Genomic DNA, 18479 nt, shown 5'->3' with positions numbered 1-18479 from the left:
TCGCCCGGAATTGGGTGACCGCCAGCCCATGGCGGACGACATTCTGTTTCTGTTCAACCACGATGCCCCGCACCAGGTGGCGCATATTGCCGGCATCGCGCGCGCGATGGTGAAGACGGGTGCCGATGGCCGCACGGTCACCTGCGCGGTAGCCACGCCGGCCATCCGCGCGCGCGTGGAAAGCATCCTCGGCTCGGCAGCGGGGCAGGTGGCGTGGTATGACATGGCGTTGCCGGGGTGGCTGGAAGCCGCGCTGGCACTGCCCAACAAGGTGGCGCCGGTACGGCGGCTGATGCGGCTGCGCCATCATGCCGGGCGGATCAACGCGGCGCGTGTGGTGGTCAGTGCAGAACGCACGTGTCTCTCCATCCGCGAAGGGCGGGGCAAGGCGCTGTTTGCCTATGTGCCCCACGGGGCGGGCGATCGCATGGTGTCCTATCATCCGGAAAAGGGCGGGTTCGACCTGATCCTGGTGAGTGGTCACAAGACCGCGCGCGAGATGGTGGCGCGCGGCGTCGCCCCGGCCGAGCGACTGCGCGTGATTGGCTACCCCAAGTTCGACACGATCGATCTTGCCCAGTCCAAACACCTGTTCCCCAACGGCAATCCCGTGCTGGTCTATAACCCGCACTTCGATCCGCTGCTGTCGAGCTGGTATGATCATGGCCCGGCGCTGCTGGACTGGTTCGCCAGCCCGGCGGGGCAGGCGTACAATCTGATTTTTGCCCCGCATATCATGCTGTTTGCCAAGAAACTTCATGTATCGCTGGAATACCGCACCGCGCGCCTGCGCCCGGATATCGCCCCGCATTGGCAGAGCGCAGCCAATATCCTGATCGATACCGGCAGCGCCGCGCTGGTCGACATGACCTATACGTTGGCCGCGCATGCCTACATCGGCGACGTATCGAGCCAGGTTTATGAATTCCTGGTCCGACCCCGGCCGCTGCTGTTCCTCGATGCGTTCTCGCACGATCCACGATCGCGCGAGGGGGCCTATCCCGCCTGGCAGGCTGGCGACGTGGCACGCGATGCGGCCGGGCTGGCAGCTCTGATCCCTGGCGCATGGCAGCGCCATGATGCCTTTCGCGCCACGCAAGAGGCGATCTTTGCCGACACGGTCTCGCATCAGGCAGGCCATCCGGCCGTGCAACGCGCGGCGCAGGCCTTGCGCGACCTGGCCGCCGGGCGCGGCGCGATCGGACCCCAGGCGTGACGGCGCGATCGCGGCTGCGCGCGGTGCTGGCCAATCTGGGCTGGCTCCTGGCCAGCAACGCGCTGATGGCCGTGCTCTCGCTCGTCTATATAGGCGTGGCGACGCGCACGCTGGGGCTGGCTGATTTCGGCCGCTTTGCCCTGATCACGGGCACCGCCCAGACGCTGGCCATGCTGGTCAGCTTCGAAACGTGGAAAGTGGTCGTGCAGTATGGCCTCGATCACGAGGCGGCCGGCGACAACGCAGCCACCTGGCGCCTGGAACAGGCCGCCGCGCTGATCGAAGTCTGCAGCGCCGGCCTGGGCATTGCCCTGGTGATTGCACTGTTTTCCCTCTGGCCGGCGCCGTTCGGCATGGATGCCGCTGTGGTGCCCTATGCCATCGGTTATGCTGTGGTGCAGCTGATCACCTTGCGCTCCACCCCCACGGGCATTCTGCGCATGCGTGATCGGTTCCGCCTGGCGGCCCTTGCCGATAGCGTGCAACCAATCGGCCGCCTGGTCGGGGCGACGCTGGCACAATGGCTTTGGCCGGAATTGGCCGGCTTCCTGCTGGCCTGGGCCATCGCCGAACTGTTGACCTTGGCCGCAACCTGGGCCTTGGCGGCGCAAACCGGTGACGTGCGCGGATTGCTGCGGGTGCGCCATGGCTGGCGCCAGGCGCGCGCGGAAAATCCGGGGATCGGTCGCGTGCTGATCAGCACCAACGGACAATCGACTCTGGGCCTTGCCGCCCGGCAGGCGCCGCTGCTGTTGGTCGGCGGCTTTGTCGGAGCCGAGGCGGCGGGGGCCTTTCGCCTTGCGGCGCAACTGGCCAATGCCCTGTCCAAGATTTCCATCCTGCTCACGCGGGCCGCCTTTCCCGAAATCGTCCGGTCGATCCGTACCGCGTCGCGCGCGCACTTTCGCGCCGGGGTGCTGCGCGTCGGCCTGGCTGGCTTGCTGGCGGCCGGCGCCGTGATGGCGCTGGTGGCGCTGGCGGGCCGCAATCTGCTGATGGCCGTGGGCGGGCACGCGTTCGGTGCAGGATATGTCTATCTTTTGTGGCTGGCCGGGGCCGGCGCGATCGAGCTGGCCGCCGCCGCGTTCGAGCCGATCCTGCTCTCGGTGCATCGCGCGCTGTCGGCCACTGTGGCGCGGGCTGCGGCCGTGGCGCTGCAACTTGGCCTGATGCTGGTGCTGCTGCCCCAGATCGGAGCCCTGGGCGCCAGTATCAGCGTGTTCGCCGGATCGGTGGCGGCAAGCGTGTTGTTGGGCGCGGTCTTGTGGCATTATGCCATGCATCACGGGTTGGACGAAGCAGCGGCCTAGGCTGAGCCAAGTCGGCCGGCGATCCGCCGTGCCAGCACCAGATCGGCCGGCTTGTCGACATCGACAGCCGCCAGCCCGTGGGGACTGGCGACCGCTTCCACCCTCAGTCCAGCCCGCTCGCCCAAAGTGGCCATCGCCTCGGTGAGCGACAGCTGCCCCAGCGCATAGCGCAGCAGAAGCCGGGGGCCGAGGCGCCAGACGATCCGCCACGGCCGCTTGCGGTTGCGCTCCACCGCCTGCCATAGCGCAAACGCGGCCGCGGCGCGGGGCGTGGCAAAGTGAAACAGATTGCAGCCCGACCATTGCCCGTCGGCAAAGCGAAGCCAGGTGCGCTGGGTTTCGGGGACGGCCGCCTCCACGACGTCGCGCCGCGCCAAAAGCACCGAGACATCGGCATCGCGCGATACCGCCGCGCGAAAATCGGTAACCCACGCTGGTTGCAACAGCGCGTGATCGGCCGTGGTCAACAGCATCGGCGCACCCAGCAAGGCAAAGCCGCGCGCGGCGCTTTCACTGGGGCCCTGGGCTGCCGGCACCAGTTCGCAGCCCAGTTCCTGCGCCAGGGCCGCGACGGCCGGATCAGACGCAGCAACCGCAACGCGCCCGGCTCCGGCGGCGCGCACCGCCGCGATCACGCGCGCGAGCATTGGAGCACCGGCCACCGGAACCAGCGCTTTGGCCGGGAGACCCTCGCTGGTGGCAACAGGATCATCCGGCCCGCGCGCGCCGGCAAGGATCAGGGCGGAAAATGCCGTCATGCGCGCCGCGCCTGCCATAGCCGCAACAGCACGCCCGGTGCGGCCAGAATCGGGTGGCGTTCGCGCCATGGCGTCAGCGCCAAACGCAGGCCGGAATGCCGTTCGATCTTCCACAAGGCATAGCGGGCGGCACCTTCGAACGTGAAGGCAGCCTTGACCAGGCGCAGGGCGTTGAGCGGCTTGCCCAGCGCGCGGCGCAACCGCCAGGCGCGCTGCCAGCGGCGGCGCTGTCCTTGCGGTACTTCCGGTTGCCAGGCCGCATCGCTGCCAGACAGCAGGATGCCCTGGCTGGCCCAGGCAAGCGGCAGCATCGTGACAAAGTGGGCTGGATCGGCCGAGAGGATGGCGTCGCTGCGGGCGGGCGGTTCCACCCGCAGTTCGGCGCGATAGGTCTGGCTGAACAGCGCCCGCCACCAGGCTTGCGCCGGGCCTTGGCCTGGGCCAAGCGCCAGGGCAAAGCGAGCGGCCGTGGCAATAGCATCGGCCACCGCCTGGGTGACCGCAGCAGCCATGGCACGGTCGCTGGCCACGAGCAGCCGGGCAGGCTGGCAGAACCGCGCCCATACCGTGGTATCGATGCTTTCGCCGCGCGCCGCCCGGCGAAATTGCGCCAGGGACATGACCGCGACCTTGGCCCGCACGGTGACGGCGCCAAGACCGATTTCATGATAGCCAACGTCGGGCCAGATCAACGCCGCCCAGCCGCGCGCCCGGCGGCGGTGGAGGACATAGAAATCAACCAGCCCCTCCAAATCGTTGCGCCGCAGGTTAGATCCATAAAACAGCACGGCATCGCCATCGAGCCGGGCGCAGACCTGGCGGGCCGCCGCCACGATCTCTGGCTTTACCGGTTGTGCGAGGCTGGCCGCCACCGCCTGGTTCAGGCTCATGCCGGAACCACGAACTGGATCGGCCGGCCCCGGCTGATGATCAGATTGCCGCCGGGAAACTGCTCGCCATCAAGGATGAAGCCCCGGTCGAGCGAGAGATAGACCTTGTCCGCATCGCGGCGGATATAGCCATCTGCTTCCAATGCCGGCGATTCCCGCCCCTTGATCACCGCCAGGAAATTGCGGTGCAGGGCACGGGGCGGGGCCTTGACGGTAAGGAACTTGAGCCCGTCGCGGATGCGACCGAACGGGCGCAGGCCCACCGGCATCTGCCGCAAGGTCGAGGCCAGCATGAGATAGACGCGTTCGGCAAAGATCTCCACGCCATCGCGCGACACCCGCGCCATGTCGCCACGGCGCCAGCTGTTGCGCGGCCCGCCGAACAGGCTCTTCAGCAAGGCCATCAGCACGGTCAGTGCCACCGCGATGGCGTTGAACATGCCCTTGCGGTGCACGCGCTGCGCCAGCAACGTTGCGCGGCTGAACACGCCCAGGCCAAAGATAAAGCCCAGCTGGTCGGGCAGGGCATTGTTGTTCCAGTGAATATGCACCGGCGCGCGGTCGGCGACGCGGTTTTCCATGTGCGCCCGGATCGCGTCGCCCAGGCTCCAGTGCGCGGGCAAGGCCAGATCGAACGCCAGCGCGTTGGTCTTGCCCGAGGGGATCACCGCCACGCGCGGCAATGCTCCGCGATACACCATGTGCGCCACGCTCAAGACATCACGTACGGTGCCGTCGCCGCCATCGATTACAATGAGTTCGACGCCTTCGTTGGCAAACTGGGTGATGATGCTGACCAGTTCGTTGCGCGATGAGGGTTCGCGCTTGAACACGACGGCCTCTGGCAGTTCGGTCGGGCGTGAGCCGCCGTTGTTGCGGTGGCTGCGCGGATTGCTCACCACGCCTACGCGGGGCACCGGGCGGCTGACTTCGGTGGGGGCAAAATCCTTGGCGCGGATGATCGCCACCCCGCCGTGTTGATTGAATTCCTGTCTCATTTCCGCTCGATAAAATGCGCACCGCGCGAGTGGCGCAGCGCTTTGACATGACGGTCCGTAAAAACTCCAATGGTGTCGCCAACGCGCAAAGCCAAGATCAGTTTCCAAAAAAAACTGTTATTCGGTGCAAAATAGGCGGGGGCGTAAGACAGGCTTGGGTACGGTTCGTGAAAAGCAGCCGCCGCTCAATCGCCCAGTGGCATGATCCGATCGGGGTGAAGCGCCTGGACCAGCGTGTCCACCTCCTTCCAGCCTTGCGCCAGCCAGCGCGCCTGTTGCGGCGCCGTTAGCAGCAGGGGGACGGAGGCGGGGGGATTAGCTGGGCCCGATAGCGCGTCGACACCAACGGTCAGGATGGCAAAGCTGGGCACTTCGGAATCGCGCCAGATGCCGGCAAAGGCCATGATCGGCGCATCGGGCGATCGCCACCACCGCCGTGCGCCGCCTGCGCGAAAATGCGTGGCCGGCACCAGGCAGCGCATCTCGGGATGGCGCAAAGTGCCGATCCAGAACGGGCTTTCCACATTGCGCACCGTCGTCACCACGTGCTGCCCGCGGGGCGGTGGTGGCACGCCCCATTGGCGCGGCACCAGGCGCCGCCGGCCATCGCGGCCACGCACCACCACCGGAGCATAGCCGCCCGGGTTTACCGCTCCACCGGTCCAGACATCGCCGTTGGCATCGGCCGCCAGCGCCTGGGCAATGGCATGGGCCGGGGCATCGAGAACATAGGCGAGTGACATGGCTGGCAATCCTTGTGAAACAGCATGGCCATGCCGCCAAGCATTTCACGCAGAGAAATGGCTTGCTGGCCCCTCTGGCCTTTTCGGTGCGCGCAGGGCATTGTGACGCTCGCAACTCTATTTCACCCTGCTGCCGGCGGGCAAGGCTTGCTGCTTTTGCCCGCCGGCTTTTTCTGGTCTGCGCTCGTGGGGTGGTGGCTGCTCTTGCTCTGTCGCGCAAAGCGGGCAAGAGGGGAGACCCACCCCTGCTGACCAAGGACCAGGCATGAGCGTTGCGTTCCGCCGCGAAAGTGATGACGAGCATCTCGAACCCAAGTTCGAGCGGCCGATTCCGGCTGGGCCCAATCTGGTAACGGCGCGTGGCCTGGCGCAATTGAGCGCCAGAGTGGCAGAAGTGGAGGCATTGATCGCCACGCTGCAGGACGAAGAGGCGCTCAAGGCCGCGCGCCGCGATCTGCGCTATTGGAGTACGCGCCTGGCCACCGCCCAGGTAATGCCTGCGCCGTCCGGTGACGTGGTGGAGTTCGGTTCCACGGTCACGCTGGTGCATAACGGCCGAGAGCGGACGGTCACGCTCGTCGGCGACGACGAGGCCGACCCAGCGGCAGGCCTGCTGGCCTTTTCCGCGCCGCTGGCGCGCGCGATCATGGGCGCCGAAGCGGGCGAATATGTGGATTTTGGTGGCAAGGCCGAAGCCGTGGAGATCGTCACGATCACGTGAAGCTGATCGGCGTAGCTGGAATAGCCTGCGCGGCGCGATCGGTCCTCAGCCGGGGGCGGCGGGGGCCTGCGCCTGGAGCTGGTCCAGCATGTCCATGAAGTTGCGCGCAGCGTCCCGCTCGGCAGGATCGGGAAAGGCCACGTCGAGATCGGGCGCATTGCCCAGGATGTGCATCAACGCCCACATCGCAAAGCGCCGGCCGGGATCACGCTCCAAGCCAAAATCCACGGAAAGGCGTTCCATGCCCGCGGCCAGTGCCGCTGGCGCTACCGATGCAGAATCGGCAGCGCCGAAGTAGCGGCGCATCTGGTCATCGAAATCCACGAAACGCCTTTCCGAGGGGAAAAAGCCAGCAGCGGCGATTAGCCGTTCAGCTTGTCCTTGAGAGCCTTGGCCGGCGCGAAGCTGAGCTTGCGCGAAGCCGCGATCTGGATCGGTTCGCCGGTCGAGGGATTGCGGCCTTCGCGGGCCGGCACGTCCTTGACCTTGAACTTGCCGAACGCGTTCAGCGAGATTTCCTCACCCTTGGCAGCGGCTTCGGCGATGGCGGCGAAAACGGCGTCGACCGTCTTGCGGACCTCGGCCTTGGCAATGCCCTGGCTGGCGGCAACGGCATCGACAAGTTCAGTAGTGTTCATGGTAGCGTTTCTCCAAAATGCTGCGTGGGGCCTAACGCCTGATTTGCGCGCTGTAAATCGGCGGAGAGACGAAGAACCATGGGTTTGCGTTCATTCGCCGGCGCGTTTTCCACCGCTACGGCACGTTGGCACCGTCATTGTCTGGGGCCATAGCCAGATCATGACGCGTTGCAGCACGCAGGAGGCCGGTTTTCCGGCAGCAATCCCTGCGCTGACATTAACGATCTTTCGGCGCCTGCATGTCCGCGCGCTTGCATAAGGCTGCACAGGCCTGGCGATAGCCAGCGATATTGCCGAATATCCCGACGCGACAACGGAAATTGCCGCAAACAGGGTTGGCTGGCGCATGTGTAGGTTGCGCTGCAGGCCCGATCGTCAGGCTCCGCTCAATCAGCGGATTGGGGCACGCGATAACAACTGTAACGGTTCTGCGTATCGCCTTCATGACGGCGCGATTGCGCATATGCGATATGAGGCAAGCGCAGGCTCAGCGACACATCCGGGGTCAGCCACGCAAACACATGAATTTTCCATATCGGACCGAAAAATGCGGCCATCACGCTGGTCCAACGGCAGAGTCGCGCCCCGGCATGCATTCGAACAACGTCCCGATTCTTGCCCAGCGCCTTGATTGGGTGTGAGTTCAATCCATAACCATTGCCATACAGATAAAATCCCTGTTGTTCTCGGTTCCCGGGCGGCGTAGTGCTTGGGCGTAAAGGAGAGCCATGGCCTTCGTTGATCAGATTGGTGCGCTTCGGGAAAACGAAGCCGGCCCACGCTACATGCGGCTGCAAAAGCTTATTCGTCACGCGGTAGACAGCCGTCGCCTTGCCGCCGGCGCCGCTCTGCCCAGCGAGCGCGACCTTTGCGAGGAATACGGGCTGTCGCGCGTCACGATCCGCAAGGCGATCGATGGCCTGGTGGAAGAAGGCTTGCTGGAAAGGCGCCAGGGCGCGGGCACCTTTGTCTCGGAAAACCTTCAGAAAGCCAGCAGCGGCCGCGTGGAAAAGAGCTTTTCGGCGCTGTCATCGTTTTCGGAAGACATGATGGCGCGCGGGCGCAAGCCCGGCAACAAGTGGATCGATCGTTCCGAAGGCCTCGTTACGCCCGAGGAATCGCTATCGCTGGGCCTGTCGCCGGGCTCGAAAGTCTATCGCTTCCAGCGCATCCGTTACGCCGATGGCGTGACCATGGCGCTTGAAGGCGCCACCGTGCCGGGTTGGGGCCTGCCTTCGGTCGCGACGGTCGAGAACTCGCTCTACACGGCCTTGCAACAGGCTGGGCACAGGCCGGTGCGGGCGCTGCAGCGCGTGCGCGCGATCGGCTTTCCGGCGGAGATGGCCGATCTACTGGGCATCGCTGCCGGCGATCCGTGCCTGTTCATCGAACGCCGGGCGTTTCTGCCCGATGGCCGGGTGATCGAAATCACCCACAGCTATTATCGTGGCGATGCCTATGACCTGGTCGCCGAATTGAGCGAGATCTGACGCAGCCTCAGGCGACGCGGCGGCGATTGGCGCCGCGCTCGCGCTTGGCCTGGTACAGGCGCGCGTCCGCCTCCTGCAGCAGCGCATCGAGCTGATCGGCGCGATTGTCGCTCACCACGCTGCCCACACAGGTGGAGATCAGGATGACATGGTCATCCACCTCGAACGGCTCGGCGATCGTGGTGCGCAGGCGCTGCGCGAGAAGACCGGCCTCTTCGCTGCGTGACAGGCCAAATTGCACGACGGCAAATTCATCGCCGCCCAGGCGCGCAACGATATCGCCATTGCGGATCGCGCCGCGCAGGCGATTGGCCACTTGTTCCAGCAGGCGATCGCCAGTGCCGTGGCCATAGGCATCGTTGACTGGCTTGAAGCCATCGAGATCGAGATAATGTACGGCGACGAGGCCGTGGGGAGACATGACGGCAGCATTGGCCTCGAAATGCTCGCGCAGGGCGAGGCGATTGGGCAGGGCGGTCAGGTTGTCGCGCCGGGCCAGCGAGAGCGAGACCAGCCGATGGCCGATCTCAGCCTTGACCATGTCATGGCGCATGCGCAGCGACTGTCGGCCGCCGATCACGAAAGCCGTGGCGATAAACGCCAGCCCGATCGTCAAAGGGCGGGCCTCGGCCAGCGCGAGCAGCAGGGTTGGTGTCATCGCCAGGGCCATGAACAGCGAGGCAAGACGCGGCCGGGCGCCAACGCCGGTCGCCACGCCTGCACAAAACCCGACAAGCACGCAGATCGTCAGGGCCCGCGCATCGCCACGATCCAGGTGGATCACCCGCGCCCCGATAAGGCCGAGCAACCCGGCAAAGCTGCCATAGGGGACGGCGAACAGCAGTTCCAGCCGGCGCGCGGCGGGCCGGTCGAGCAGGGCGGTCAGGGCGCGGTGACGCAAGCGCACCGCCAGGATGATCCGCGTGGTCCAGGCACAAGCCGCCAGGCCACCCAGCACCATGATCACGCGATCCCCGGTGTCGTGGATCATCAGGGCGAGATAGGCGGCAAAGATCACCGCCATGTAGATCGCTTGCAATGGCGTGGCATAGAGCCCGCGCACGAGTTCGGCATAGATGCGGTCGGCCAGTGCTGGCCCGCCGGCAGCGGCATCCGCGCCGGCACCGGCCGGAAACGTCGTTCGGGGCACCGGCGCTCTCTCCACATGGCACCGCCTGCGGCGCAGGCGGGCTCAATGATTACGTGCAGATTGCGATTGCGGGGTTAACAAATGTTGATCACGTCGCACGATGCTGGCCGCAGCCGGGGTTCGCGCCGGGCAGGGGCCTGGCAAACGCCTGCAACAGGCTAAGCAGCGCGGGTGCACCATCGGCCATGGCCGTGCGAACCTGATCGGCCAGATAGACCGACGCCCCGGCATAGGCGAGTGCCCAGCCATCGAAGCGGCGGTGGGGCAGCGTACCTTCGGCCAGCGTCATGATGTGGGTGTGACGCACATCGTCACAGATCGTGCTTCGCATCTGCGCCAGTGCGGTGGCGGGGCCTTCCAGTGCCTGGATGAAATGCTGCCCGGTAAACAGCAGGGCGCCGCTGAGGCCGCATTCGGCATTGCGCAGCGCCGCGTGGGCAACCAGCGCCTCTACGGTAGGACCGGCCCAGGCGGGCGCAACGGCGCAGTTGCTGGCATAGAGCCAATGCTGCACGGTGGCCCCACCCTTAGGCCGCATCAAGCCCTTGATCCAGAACGCCGGTGAACACGGCGAAACGGATCAAGGCCGCCAGATTGTCCATTTGCAGCTTTTGCATGATGTTGCCCCGATGCATTTCCACGGTGCGTACCCCGATCCGCAGCCGTTCGGCAATGGCGCGGTTGGTCAGCCCGGCAACCACGCCGCGCAGCACTTCCTGCTCGCGCGGGGTCAGTTGCGTGGTCAGGGCCGTCGCCTGGCCCACGCGCTGCTGCTGGGCGACGCGGGCGGGCAGGATCGAAAAGCCGTGTTCGAGAACCGGGCGCAAGGCATCGGCCTGAACCGGCATTTCCAGGAAATCGACCGCGCCTGCGCGCAGGGCCTGGACCACCTGCGGGATCGTGGGGGAAACGGCCATGACGATCACTGCCATCTCTGGCCGTTGCGAAAGGACCGCGCGCACCATCGGGCCGGGGCCTTCCTCTTCGCCGGCGATGGGCGTGGCTTGGGCAGGGGGCTGAGGCGTGCGCCAGGCCAGCAAGACGCAGCCGGCGGGAAGATAGCCCAGCGCGTCTGCCAGATCTGCAGACGCGGCAAAAGGATGACAGTCCAGCCCTTGCTGACGTATCAATTGTGCCAGATCCCGACGATGCAGGGCATCGCTATCCACGATGTGAACGGTGCGTTGCGCCACGTTGATCTCGCCCATCCCGGTTCGGCATACCGAACCTGTTCAGTTATAACCGAAATCAGCCTTAGATTGCAGGCTCGGCAACCAATACCGTAGCGATACGGGGTACGGTGATCTACGCCGAGTAATTGCAACAAACTGACATGAGTTAGGGGAAAACGACAGCTGCAATCGGTATTGCTGTACAAATTAACTCGCAGGGAACCGGTTTCGTCAACGCGCAATAGCGGGCACGCACGCGCATCGACGAAACCGGGGCCAGGCCCGGCCGGGCTGCTTTACGAAAAAGCCTGTTGCCCGGCCGCCCTTTGCCGACGCGCGGGGGACGCGTCGAATAATGAAAGCCCGCGAGGGACCATGGGGATGGGGGGATGCCGGCCAATGGGGGGAGAAGCCGGCTGGCCCCGCGACTTTCAATACCAATTGGTATAGAAACCCGCAGATGCCGCGTCAACAAGTTTATATACCGCTCGGTATCGCAAACGCCGGGCGTTGCTCAACGCCCCGGCCAGAGTGCCAAGGCGGTTTCGACGATCGTATGAAGGCGCGCAAAATCAGCACCTGAACCGGCTTGGACGCTCATTCCGCTCAACAGGCACAGGCAATAGGCGCATAGCGCCTGCGCGGTGTATCCGGGAAAATCGCCCTCCGCCTCGGCCCGCTCGAACCGTGCAAGCAGCGCCTGCTCATAGGCAGCGCGGCGGGTAATCACTTCTTGGCGCATCGATTCGTCATAGGTGGAGGAAGCGACTGCGTGCATCACGCCAAAGCACGCCCGTCCGCCCTCGCTGGTGGTCAACATTGCCAGGGCATCGCGTAGCATGGCCGCCGCCACGCCGCGCGCGGTCGGCGCCAAAAGCGCTTGGGTCATGAACGCCAGCTTGTCCCGCTCGTAAAGGTCCAAAGCCTTACGAAACAAGGATTCCTTGTTGCCAAAACAGGCATAGAGGCTGGGCCGGGTAATCCCCATCGCCTCCGTCAGGTCAGACAACGAAGCGCCATCATAGCCGCGTGTCCAGAACACGTGCAGAGCGGCGAGCAAGGCTGCATCGGGATCGAACTGACGCGGTCTGCCACGGGACGGACCACCGGGTGTGGCAAGCATTGGCGGGATCGCGACTTGGTTCATATGCCGCAGACTATAGGCAGGCAGGCGCGCAGGTCCAGCACGGGTGCTGCCCGCGTCGCTTTCGCCGCAGCAGATCAGAACAGCGCGTCGTCGAACAAGGCGTCGTCGTCGTCGTCTTGGGCGTCACCGGGGCCAAAGCCGGACGTGGGCTGGCTGTTGGCGAGCGGCACCATCCCGTGCAGGAGAAAGCGATCGTGCACCACGCGTTCGCTCGCCATGGTATAGATCTGCCCCAGCGCGTTCATCAGCGCGGCGATCGCAGCATGGGCGGCGGGATCATAGCTGTTGCCACTGCCGGCAAGGTCGGCGGTGCGCACCGCAATCGCCTCGATTGTCTTGGCCAGGTCGAGGCTCACTTCCAATTCGTCCCGCGTCTTGCGCAGCATGGTGGCGATGGTGTCGCTCTGCTGGCTGGCCACGGCGATGGCCTGTTCCGTGCGCTGCGCGCCTTGGCGGATCATTGCCAGCGAGAGCGCGAGTTCGTCGCCGGTGCCGACCTCGCCGGAACGGTCTGTGCCGCGCATCGCGGCCGAGCATCCGTCGAGATCGCTGGCGGCAGCGTTGATATGCGTGACCGCACCGTCCAGCGTTTCGGCGTGGCTGCGGATTTCGTTGGCGATGACGGTCATGGGCCGGCCGATCGCTTCAACCCGCCGGCAGGACAGGCCGATATTGATCGCCATCAGTTGCACGTCGACGCGCAAGTGACGGATTGCGGCGGCACGGGCTATGAGGTCAGCCACGGTGGCGATGATCAGGCCCAGCGTCTGTTCGGCCTGGGCATCTGCCTCTTGCAGTTGCGCGATCATGGCGGTGGCTTCGGCAATTCCGCTCTCCAGCTCGCGCAGGAACGCCGCTTCGCCGGCATGCTGCTGCGCGGGATCGTGATCGGCCGGCGCGGCGGGGGCCTGCAACGCCAGCAGGCGGTTGGCCTCAGGCTCGAGATCGTGCAGCGATCCCACAAGCACCAGCGTCTCGCGGCGGAAATCGATGGCGGTTTCTTCAAGCTGGGCGTGCAGCAGGGCCAGCACATGGTGGCAGGCCGCCTCTTCGGCGGGGGAGCCGGGCGGGCGGCCGCCCAGGTGCGCGTCGAGCATCTCGCATCCGGCCAGCACATGTTCCAGCCGCTGGCGGGCAATATCGCCGATCTGGATGGCGCCCAGCACGGTCGCGACCTTCGCCTGGATCGTCGCGGCGATCTCTCCGGTTGTGCGCGCCATCGCGGCCAGGCCATCCTGGTGACTGGCCAGCGCGCCGGCATCGCGGATCAGGCGGTCTGGCACCTGTGGCACCACGCGCGCGCATTCGTTGACCAGCCGCGAATCCGATCGCAGCATGCTGGCAAGGCCTGCTTCCAGTTCGGCCAGGCGCCCGTCGAAGCCGGCAGCGTCAGCTTTGCCCATGTCCAGTTTCTGCGCCATGAGATCGGCGAAATCGACAAAGTCGCGCGCGCCACCCGCGGCAATCTTGACGTTCATGCCATAGATCTTGAGCGCATCGAGCGTGCGTTGCAGATCATGGATCTGCGCGGTGAGGCGGGCCGATACGGCGCGGATGTGGCCCACCTGGTCGGCCCGACGGGCGGCCTGATCGGCCACGCTGTAAAGCCGCTTGGCCGCGCGGGTGAGGTTTCCCACCGCGCCCGAACCATCGCCATCGCCCAGGGCAGCGCTGATCTGGCCGAGGGTGCCGACCACGGCCGAAATAGCCTCTACCGTCCGCTCCAGCGTGGTGCCGATGCGGGTGAAATGATCGTCGAGACCATGCAGGATATCCGCGAGGCGCAGGCGCAATGGCGCGGTGAGCGCGGCATCGGCCGGCGGCGGCGGGGTATCTGCCATGGGCGGCATCAGCGGTTCGGGTTGCATCGCGGCTCTCCTTATCGCGCCGTAGCCTGCAACAGTTCCTGGGCGATCGCGCCAAGCGGCACGATGCGATCGGCGGCGCCGCGCGCGATCGCTTCCTTGGGCATGCCGAACACGATGGAGGTGGCTTCGTCCTGGGCGACAGTGCGCGCGCCGGCCTCCTTCATTTCCAGCAGCCCCCGCGCGCCATCGTCACCCATGCCGGTCATGATGATCCCCACTGCGTTCGATCCGGCGCAGCGCGCGGCGGAGCGGAACAGCACATCGACCGAAGGACGATGCCGGCTGACCAGTGGCCCGTCGCGCACCGAGACAAGGTAGCGCGCGCCCTGGCGTTCGAGCAGCGTATGCTTGCCGCCCGGCGCGATCAGCACGTGGCCACGCATCACGGTGTCGCCGTCTTCGGCCTCCTTCACCGATACCTCGCACAGGCCATCGAGCCGGCGGGCAAAGGCGCGGGTGAAATGTTCGGGCATGTGCTGGACGATGACGATGCCCGGCGAATTGGCGGGCAGCGCTTCCAGCACTTCGCGCAAGGCTTCGGTGCCGCCGGTGGAAGCGCCTATGCACACCACCATTTCGGTGGTGCGGCTCATCGCCTTGCTGCCCGCGGCGCGTGCCGGGGGAGGCGGCAACACGGCATCGGCGGTCAGCTTGGGCTGGGGATGGAGCGAGGGCGGCGCGCTGGCTGCGGCAGAGCGGCGGCCGCCACGCACCTTGGCCCGCGCGGCTGCCTTGACCGTGTCGCGGATCATCAGCCGGCTTTCGGAAAGGTGATCGGCCACGCCCACGCGCGGTTTCAGGATCACGTCGACTGCGCCCGCATGCATGGCTTCGAGCAGCGTATCCGAGCCTTCCTCGGTCAGCGACGAGCACATCACCACGGGCACGGGGCATTGCTGCATCAGCTTGCGCAGGAAGGTGATGCCATCCATGCGCGGCATTTCCACGTCGAGCGTGATCACGTCGGGCACCTGTTCCTGGATGTGGCGGGCGGCGGCAAAGGGATCGGCTGCCGTCGCCACCACTTCCAGTTCGGGATCTTCTTCCAGGATGGCTTTCATGGTCTGGCGCACGCTGGCGCTGTCGTCGATGACCAGGACGCGGATCTTGGGGGCCGGCATCGGTCTATCTCCTCTGGAATATGGTGTTGCCGACAGAATCGAGCGGCAGATCGAAGCCGGCGATCGATTCCGAATGGCCCACGAACAGGTATCCGCCCGGCGCCAGGCATTCGACGAGGCGCGACACCACCTTTTTCTGGGTCGGCTTGTCGAAATAGATCAGCACGTTGCGGCAAAAGATCAGGTCAACCTGATGGCCGATGGCATAGGCCGGCTCCATCAGGTTGAGCTGGGCAAAGCCGACCTTGGCGCGCAGCCCAGGGTGGATGCGTGCCTCGTTCGCCCGGGCGCCCTGGCCCATCCCGACATAGCGTTGGCGCAGCAGGGCCGGCACCGGCTCCATCATCTCGCGCGGATAGATGCCCTTCTGGGCGGTGGCGAGCACGTTGGTATCAAGATCAGTGGCGAGGATCGCGTAATCGGGCCCGCCGTTGGCTTGCGCAAAATCGTCCATGACCATGGCCAGGGTATAGGGCTCGGCCCCGGTGGAGCAAGCCGCGCTCCAGGCGCGCACCAGTTGCCGGCGCTTGGCCGCAAAACCGGGCAGGATGTTCTGCGCCAGGCGTTCGAAATGGCGCGGTTCGCGAAAGAAATCGGTCTTGTTGGTGGTGACGGCATTGATCAGATGCACCACCTCGTCGCTGCCGGTGCCTTCACCCAAGACGAAGCGGCAATATTCTTCCAGTTTTTCAAAGTGGAGCGCACGGGCGCGGCGGCGTAGCCGGCCTTCCACCATGGTCTGCTTGGCGGCCGGCATGCGGATGCCGCACTGATCATAGATGAAGACGGACAAATGCTTGAACGTGCGCGGCGTGATTCCGTCGCCCACGATCGCGGCGTTCTGCTGGATTTGGGCAGGGGCAGGTGTGGCCACAGGTTCAAACCTCCGCCGGCAGCAGCGCGGTGTCTTCGCTGCCAAAGATGCGCGCTACATCCAGGATCACCACGAACCCTTCGGCCTCGCGCACCACGCCATCGACAAATTCACCGCGCCAGGCCGTTCCGATATCGGGCGCAGGCTCGATACGCGCGCCAGACAGGGTGCTCACCGCCAGGACACGGTCGATCACCACGCCCAGCGCCAGGATGCGATCTGGCAGCGGCACGTCCAGGATGATGATCCGCGTGGCCAGTGTCGGCTCGACTGCCGGCAGGCCAAGGCGGCGGCGAAAGTCTACCGTCGGCACGCCCTGGCCGCGCACGTCGGTCAGGCCCAGGAAATGCGCCGGCCCGCCGGGCACGTGGCTGGGCACCTGGTAGTCCAGGATTTCGCGCACGAGCACCACCGGCACGGCGAACACTTCCCGCCCCAGGCCGAACGTTACGACCTGAAGATCATCGCGGGTGGGCGCATCGGCCAAGGGGCGGGGGGCGGTCATGCGGCGGCCTGACCGAAATCGGCGTCATCGTCGTCTGCTGCGCCGGCTGACATGTCGATGGCAAAGCCCTTGAGACGAGCCTGCTGATCGCCGATCGAGCCAGGGCGCGCCGCCTTGCGGGCGGGCTTGCCCGGCTTTGTCGCCGATTTGGCAGCCTTGGCCGGCTTGGCCGCGACCGCCTTGGGCCGGGCGGCAGGGGCAGTACCCTGGCCCCCGGCGCGGGCATGGGCATCGACGCGGAAGTACGAGATGCTGGCTTGCAGCTCTTCGGCCTGGGCGGCGAGCTCTTCCGAGGTAGCGGAAATCTCTTCCGAGGCTCCGGCGTTCTGCTGGGTCACCTGGTCAAGCTGCTGGATCGCCTCGTTGATCTGGGCGGCGCCGATATCCTGTTCGCGGCAGGCGGCGCTGATCTCACTGATCAGCTCGGCGGTGCGGCGGATATCAGGCACCAGGCGCGTGAGCATTTCACCCGCCTCCGTCGCGGCCTTGACCGTATCGGACGACACCGCGCCGATTTCCGAAGCCGCCGTCTGGCTGCGTTCAGCCAGCTTGCGCACTTCGCTGGCCACCACGGCAAAGCCCTTGCCATGCTCGCCGGCACGCGCCGCCTCGACCGCTGCATTCAGTGCGAGCAGATCGGTCTGCCGGGCGATTTCCTGGACGATGCCGATCTTTTCCGCGATCGTGCGCATGGCATCGACCGCGCGGTTGACGACCACACCCGATTGTTCGGCGTCCTTGGATGATTGGCGCGCGATCTTCTCGGTCTGGGCGGCGTTGTCGGCGTTCTGCTTGATGTTGGCAGCCATCTCCTCCATCGAGGCAGAGGCCTGTTCGGCGGCGGCGGCCTGTTCGGTCGCTCCTTGCGAGACCTGCTCCGAGCTGGCGGCAAGTTGCTGGCTGCCGGCAGAGACGTTTTCCGACGCGGCGCTGGCATCGGACACCACATCGCGCAGGCGGTCGACCATGGCGATCAGTGCCAGGCCCAGCTTGTCGCGCTCCGACAGCGCGACATGGTTCACCGTCAGATCGCCATTGGCGATCGTGTCGGCAAGGTCAGCGGTCTTGCGCAGATTGGCGGTCATCTGGTTGACCAGCGCGATCAGGTCGGCAATCTCGTCGTCGCTGTCGGCCGTGATGCTGACGTCAAGATCGCCCACTGCCACGGCATCGACCACGCCGGTGATCTTGGCCAGCCCGCGCGACACCACGCGCCCGATCCAATAGGCGCCCAGCAAGGCGATGATCAATGCTACAGCGCCAGAAACCAGCAGTAGGGAGCGCGCTGTTGCGTAAAGCTCGTTAGTATCGTTATCGGCCTTTTTCATCTGCGTTTGCTGGATTTCCACCAGCTGTTCCAGCGTGCCTTCCATGGTGGTCGCGGCCGAACGGGAATCCGTGATCGAGATCCGGCCAGCCTCTTCGTTGCGGTTTTCCATCGCGGCGGCGCGCATGCGGCGGTTGGCTTCCTTGAGCACTTGCCACTGCTGCGTGAGCTTGGCCCAATAGGGCTTGCCTTCTTCGCTTGCCTGCTGGCTGCCCCTGACGAGGATGTCCTCGATCTTGGTCACGTTGGCATCGGATTCGGTGTTGAACTTGGCGGTCAGATCAAGATCGCTGGTCAGCGCCATGTTCTTTTCACGGCGCAAGAGGCGGTTGACCTCGATCACCAGTTCCTGCGCGGTGTTGAGGCGCACGACCGGGCCGGCGATCACATCGGAAATAGCGGAATTGAGGGTGCTGAGGCGGCTGATCGAAAGCCCGATCACGCCGGCCATGACGATGATGAGGACGGCAAACGTGGCCGCCAGCTTCAATTTGATGGTGGGACGCATGGGGATTCCCCTTCGTGCGGTGGGGCAGAATTGATGGGCGAGT

The 18479-nt window shown here is 65.6% G+C and carries 19 protein-coding genes and 1 pseudogene; 4 read left to right on the top strand and 16 right to left on the bottom strand.

What is annotated here, in order from left to right; all coding sequences use genetic code 11:
• Window positions 1-28 precede the first annotated feature (28 nt).
• Together SCA01S_RS07450 and SCA01S_RS07445 are read left to right on the top strand one after the other, a co-directional pair.
• The gene (locus SCA01S_RS07450) at window positions 29-1216 is read left to right on the top strand and encodes a CDP-glycerol glycerophosphotransferase family protein (RefSeq protein ID WP_062784444.1); all 1188 of its coding nucleotides are present in this window, start codon (window positions 29-31) and stop codon (window positions 1214-1216) included.
• Window positions 1213-2526, top strand: a complete 1314-nt coding sequence (locus tag SCA01S_RS07445) for a lipopolysaccharide biosynthesis protein (RefSeq protein WP_062784442.1) — start codon at window positions 1213-1215, stop codon at window positions 2524-2526. The genes SCA01S_RS07450 and SCA01S_RS07445 overlap by 4 nt, the downstream gene beginning before the upstream one ends.
• Here the strand turns inward: SCA01S_RS07445 and SCA01S_RS07440 are convergent.
• From SCA01S_RS07440 to SCA01S_RS07425, 4 genes are all read right to left on the bottom strand, one after another.
• Window positions 2523-3284 (bottom strand): NTP transferase domain-containing protein, encoded by a 762-nt coding sequence (locus SCA01S_RS07440; RefSeq protein ID WP_062784768.1) that lies wholly within the window; start codon window positions 3282-3284, stop codon window positions 2523-2525. The genes SCA01S_RS07445 and SCA01S_RS07440 overlap by 4 nt on opposite strands.
• Window positions 3281-4174: a hypothetical protein gene (locus SCA01S_RS07435; RefSeq protein ID WP_062784440.1), complete on the bottom strand. Its 894-nt coding sequence runs from the start codon at window positions 4172-4174 to the stop codon at window positions 3281-3283. The genes SCA01S_RS07440 and SCA01S_RS07435 overlap by 4 nt, the downstream gene beginning before the upstream one ends.
• Window positions 4171-5172: a diacylglycerol/lipid kinase family protein gene (locus SCA01S_RS07430; RefSeq protein ID WP_062784438.1), complete on the bottom strand. Its 1002-nt coding sequence runs from the start codon at window positions 5170-5172 to the stop codon at window positions 4171-4173. Before SCA01S_RS07430 ends, SCA01S_RS07435 begins: the two co-directional genes overlap by 4 nt.
• Before the next feature lie 185 nt (window positions 5173-5357).
• Window positions 5358-5915 carry an SOS response-associated peptidase family protein gene (locus SCA01S_RS07425; RefSeq protein ID WP_022678514.1) on the bottom strand — a complete coding sequence of 186 codons (558 nt, stop codon included), beginning with the start codon at window positions 5913-5915 and terminating at the stop codon, window positions 5358-5360.
• 265 nt (window positions 5916-6180) lie between these two features.
• Between SCA01S_RS07425 and SCA01S_RS07420 the strand changes: the two genes are divergently transcribed.
• Window positions 6181-6636 (top strand): GreA/GreB family elongation factor, encoded by a 456-nt coding sequence (locus SCA01S_RS07420; RefSeq protein ID WP_062784436.1) that lies wholly within the window; start codon window positions 6181-6183, stop codon window positions 6634-6636.
• A gap of 45 nt (window positions 6637-6681) precedes the next feature.
• Here the strand turns inward: SCA01S_RS07420 and SCA01S_RS07415 are convergent, their stop codons facing one another.
• The 3 genes and pseudogenes from SCA01S_RS07415 to SCA01S_RS22125 form a co-directional block, all read right to left on the bottom strand.
• Window positions 6682-6960, bottom strand: a complete 279-nt coding sequence (locus SCA01S_RS07415; protein ID WP_062784434.1) for a hypothetical protein — start codon at window positions 6958-6960, stop codon at window positions 6682-6684.
• Between the two features lie 38 nt (window positions 6961-6998).
• Window positions 6999-7292: pseudogene (locus SCA01S_RS07410) on the bottom strand (HU family DNA-binding protein); the annotation flags it as partial.
• A 368-nt stretch (window positions 7293-7660) separates the two neighbouring features.
• Window positions 7661-7831 (bottom strand): hypothetical protein, encoded by a 171-nt coding sequence (locus SCA01S_RS22125; RefSeq protein WP_157088886.1) that lies wholly within the window; start codon window positions 7829-7831, stop codon window positions 7661-7663.
• A 171-nt stretch (window positions 7832-8002) separates the two neighbouring features.
• Here SCA01S_RS22125 and SCA01S_RS07405 point away from each other — a divergent pair, with 171 nt between their 5' ends.
• On the top strand, window positions 8003-8764 hold the full coding sequence (locus SCA01S_RS07405; RefSeq protein ID WP_022678509.1) for a GntR family transcriptional regulator: 762 nt from the start codon (window positions 8003-8005) through the stop codon (window positions 8762-8764).
• Window positions 8765-8771: 7 nt separating this feature from the next.
• Here SCA01S_RS07405 and SCA01S_RS07400 read toward each other — a convergent pair whose 3' ends face one another.
• The 9 genes from SCA01S_RS07400 to SCA01S_RS07360 form a co-directional block, all read right to left on the bottom strand.
• On the bottom strand, window positions 8772-9914 hold the full coding sequence (locus SCA01S_RS07400) for a GGDEF domain-containing protein (RefSeq protein ID WP_233250954.1): 1143 nt from the start codon (window positions 9912-9914) through the stop codon (window positions 8772-8774).
• Window positions 9915-10002: 88 nt separating this feature from the next.
• The gene (locus tag SCA01S_RS07395) at window positions 10003-10452 is read right to left on the bottom strand and encodes a BLUF domain-containing protein (RefSeq protein WP_062784432.1); all 450 of its coding nucleotides are present in this window, start codon (window positions 10450-10452) and stop codon (window positions 10003-10005) included.
• Window positions 10442-11122, bottom strand: coding sequence for a response regulator transcription factor (locus tag SCA01S_RS07390; RefSeq protein WP_062784430.1), 681 nt, complete (start codon window positions 11120-11122; stop codon window positions 10442-10444). The genes SCA01S_RS07395 and SCA01S_RS07390 overlap by 11 nt, the downstream gene beginning before the upstream one ends.
• 478 nt (window positions 11123-11600) lie before the next feature.
• A complete protein-coding gene (locus SCA01S_RS07385) occupies window positions 11601-12233 on the bottom strand; it encodes a TetR/AcrR family transcriptional regulator (RefSeq protein ID WP_022678505.1) in 633 nt (210 codons plus the stop codon).
• Window positions 12234-12307: 74 nt separating this feature from the next.
• Window positions 12308-14101, bottom strand: coding sequence for a hypothetical protein (locus tag SCA01S_RS07380; protein WP_062784428.1), 1794 nt, complete (start codon window positions 14099-14101; stop codon window positions 12308-12310).
• Window positions 14102-14112: 11 nt separating this feature from the next.
• Window positions 14113-15222, bottom strand: coding sequence for a protein-glutamate methylesterase/protein-glutamine glutaminase (locus tag SCA01S_RS07375; RefSeq protein ID WP_054131145.1), 1110 nt, complete (start codon window positions 15220-15222; stop codon window positions 14113-14115).
• A gap of 4 nt (window positions 15223-15226) precedes the next feature.
• Window positions 15227-16096 carry a CheR family methyltransferase gene (locus SCA01S_RS07370; RefSeq protein ID WP_245652484.1) on the bottom strand — a complete coding sequence of 290 codons (870 nt, stop codon included), beginning with the start codon at window positions 16094-16096 and terminating at the stop codon, window positions 15227-15229.
• A gap of 4 nt (window positions 16097-16100) precedes the next feature.
• A complete protein-coding gene (locus tag SCA01S_RS07365) occupies window positions 16101-16601 on the bottom strand; it encodes a chemotaxis protein CheW (RefSeq protein ID WP_062784426.1) in 501 nt (166 codons plus the stop codon).
• The gene (locus tag SCA01S_RS07360; RefSeq protein WP_062784424.1) at window positions 16598-18436 is read right to left on the bottom strand and encodes a methyl-accepting chemotaxis protein; all 1839 of its coding nucleotides are present in this window, start codon (window positions 18434-18436) and stop codon (window positions 16598-16600) included. The genes SCA01S_RS07365 and SCA01S_RS07360 overlap by 4 nt, the downstream gene beginning before the upstream one ends.
• Window positions 18437-18479 lie beyond the last annotated feature (43 nt).

It is taken from the genome of Novosphingobium capsulatum NBRC 12533 (assembly GCF_001598375.1).
Lineage (GTDB): Bacteria > Pseudomonadota > Alphaproteobacteria > Sphingomonadales > Sphingomonadaceae > Novosphingobium > Novosphingobium capsulatum.
Note: the sequence above shows the minus strand (reverse complement) of the source record. Positions and strands in the feature narration are given on the sequence as shown.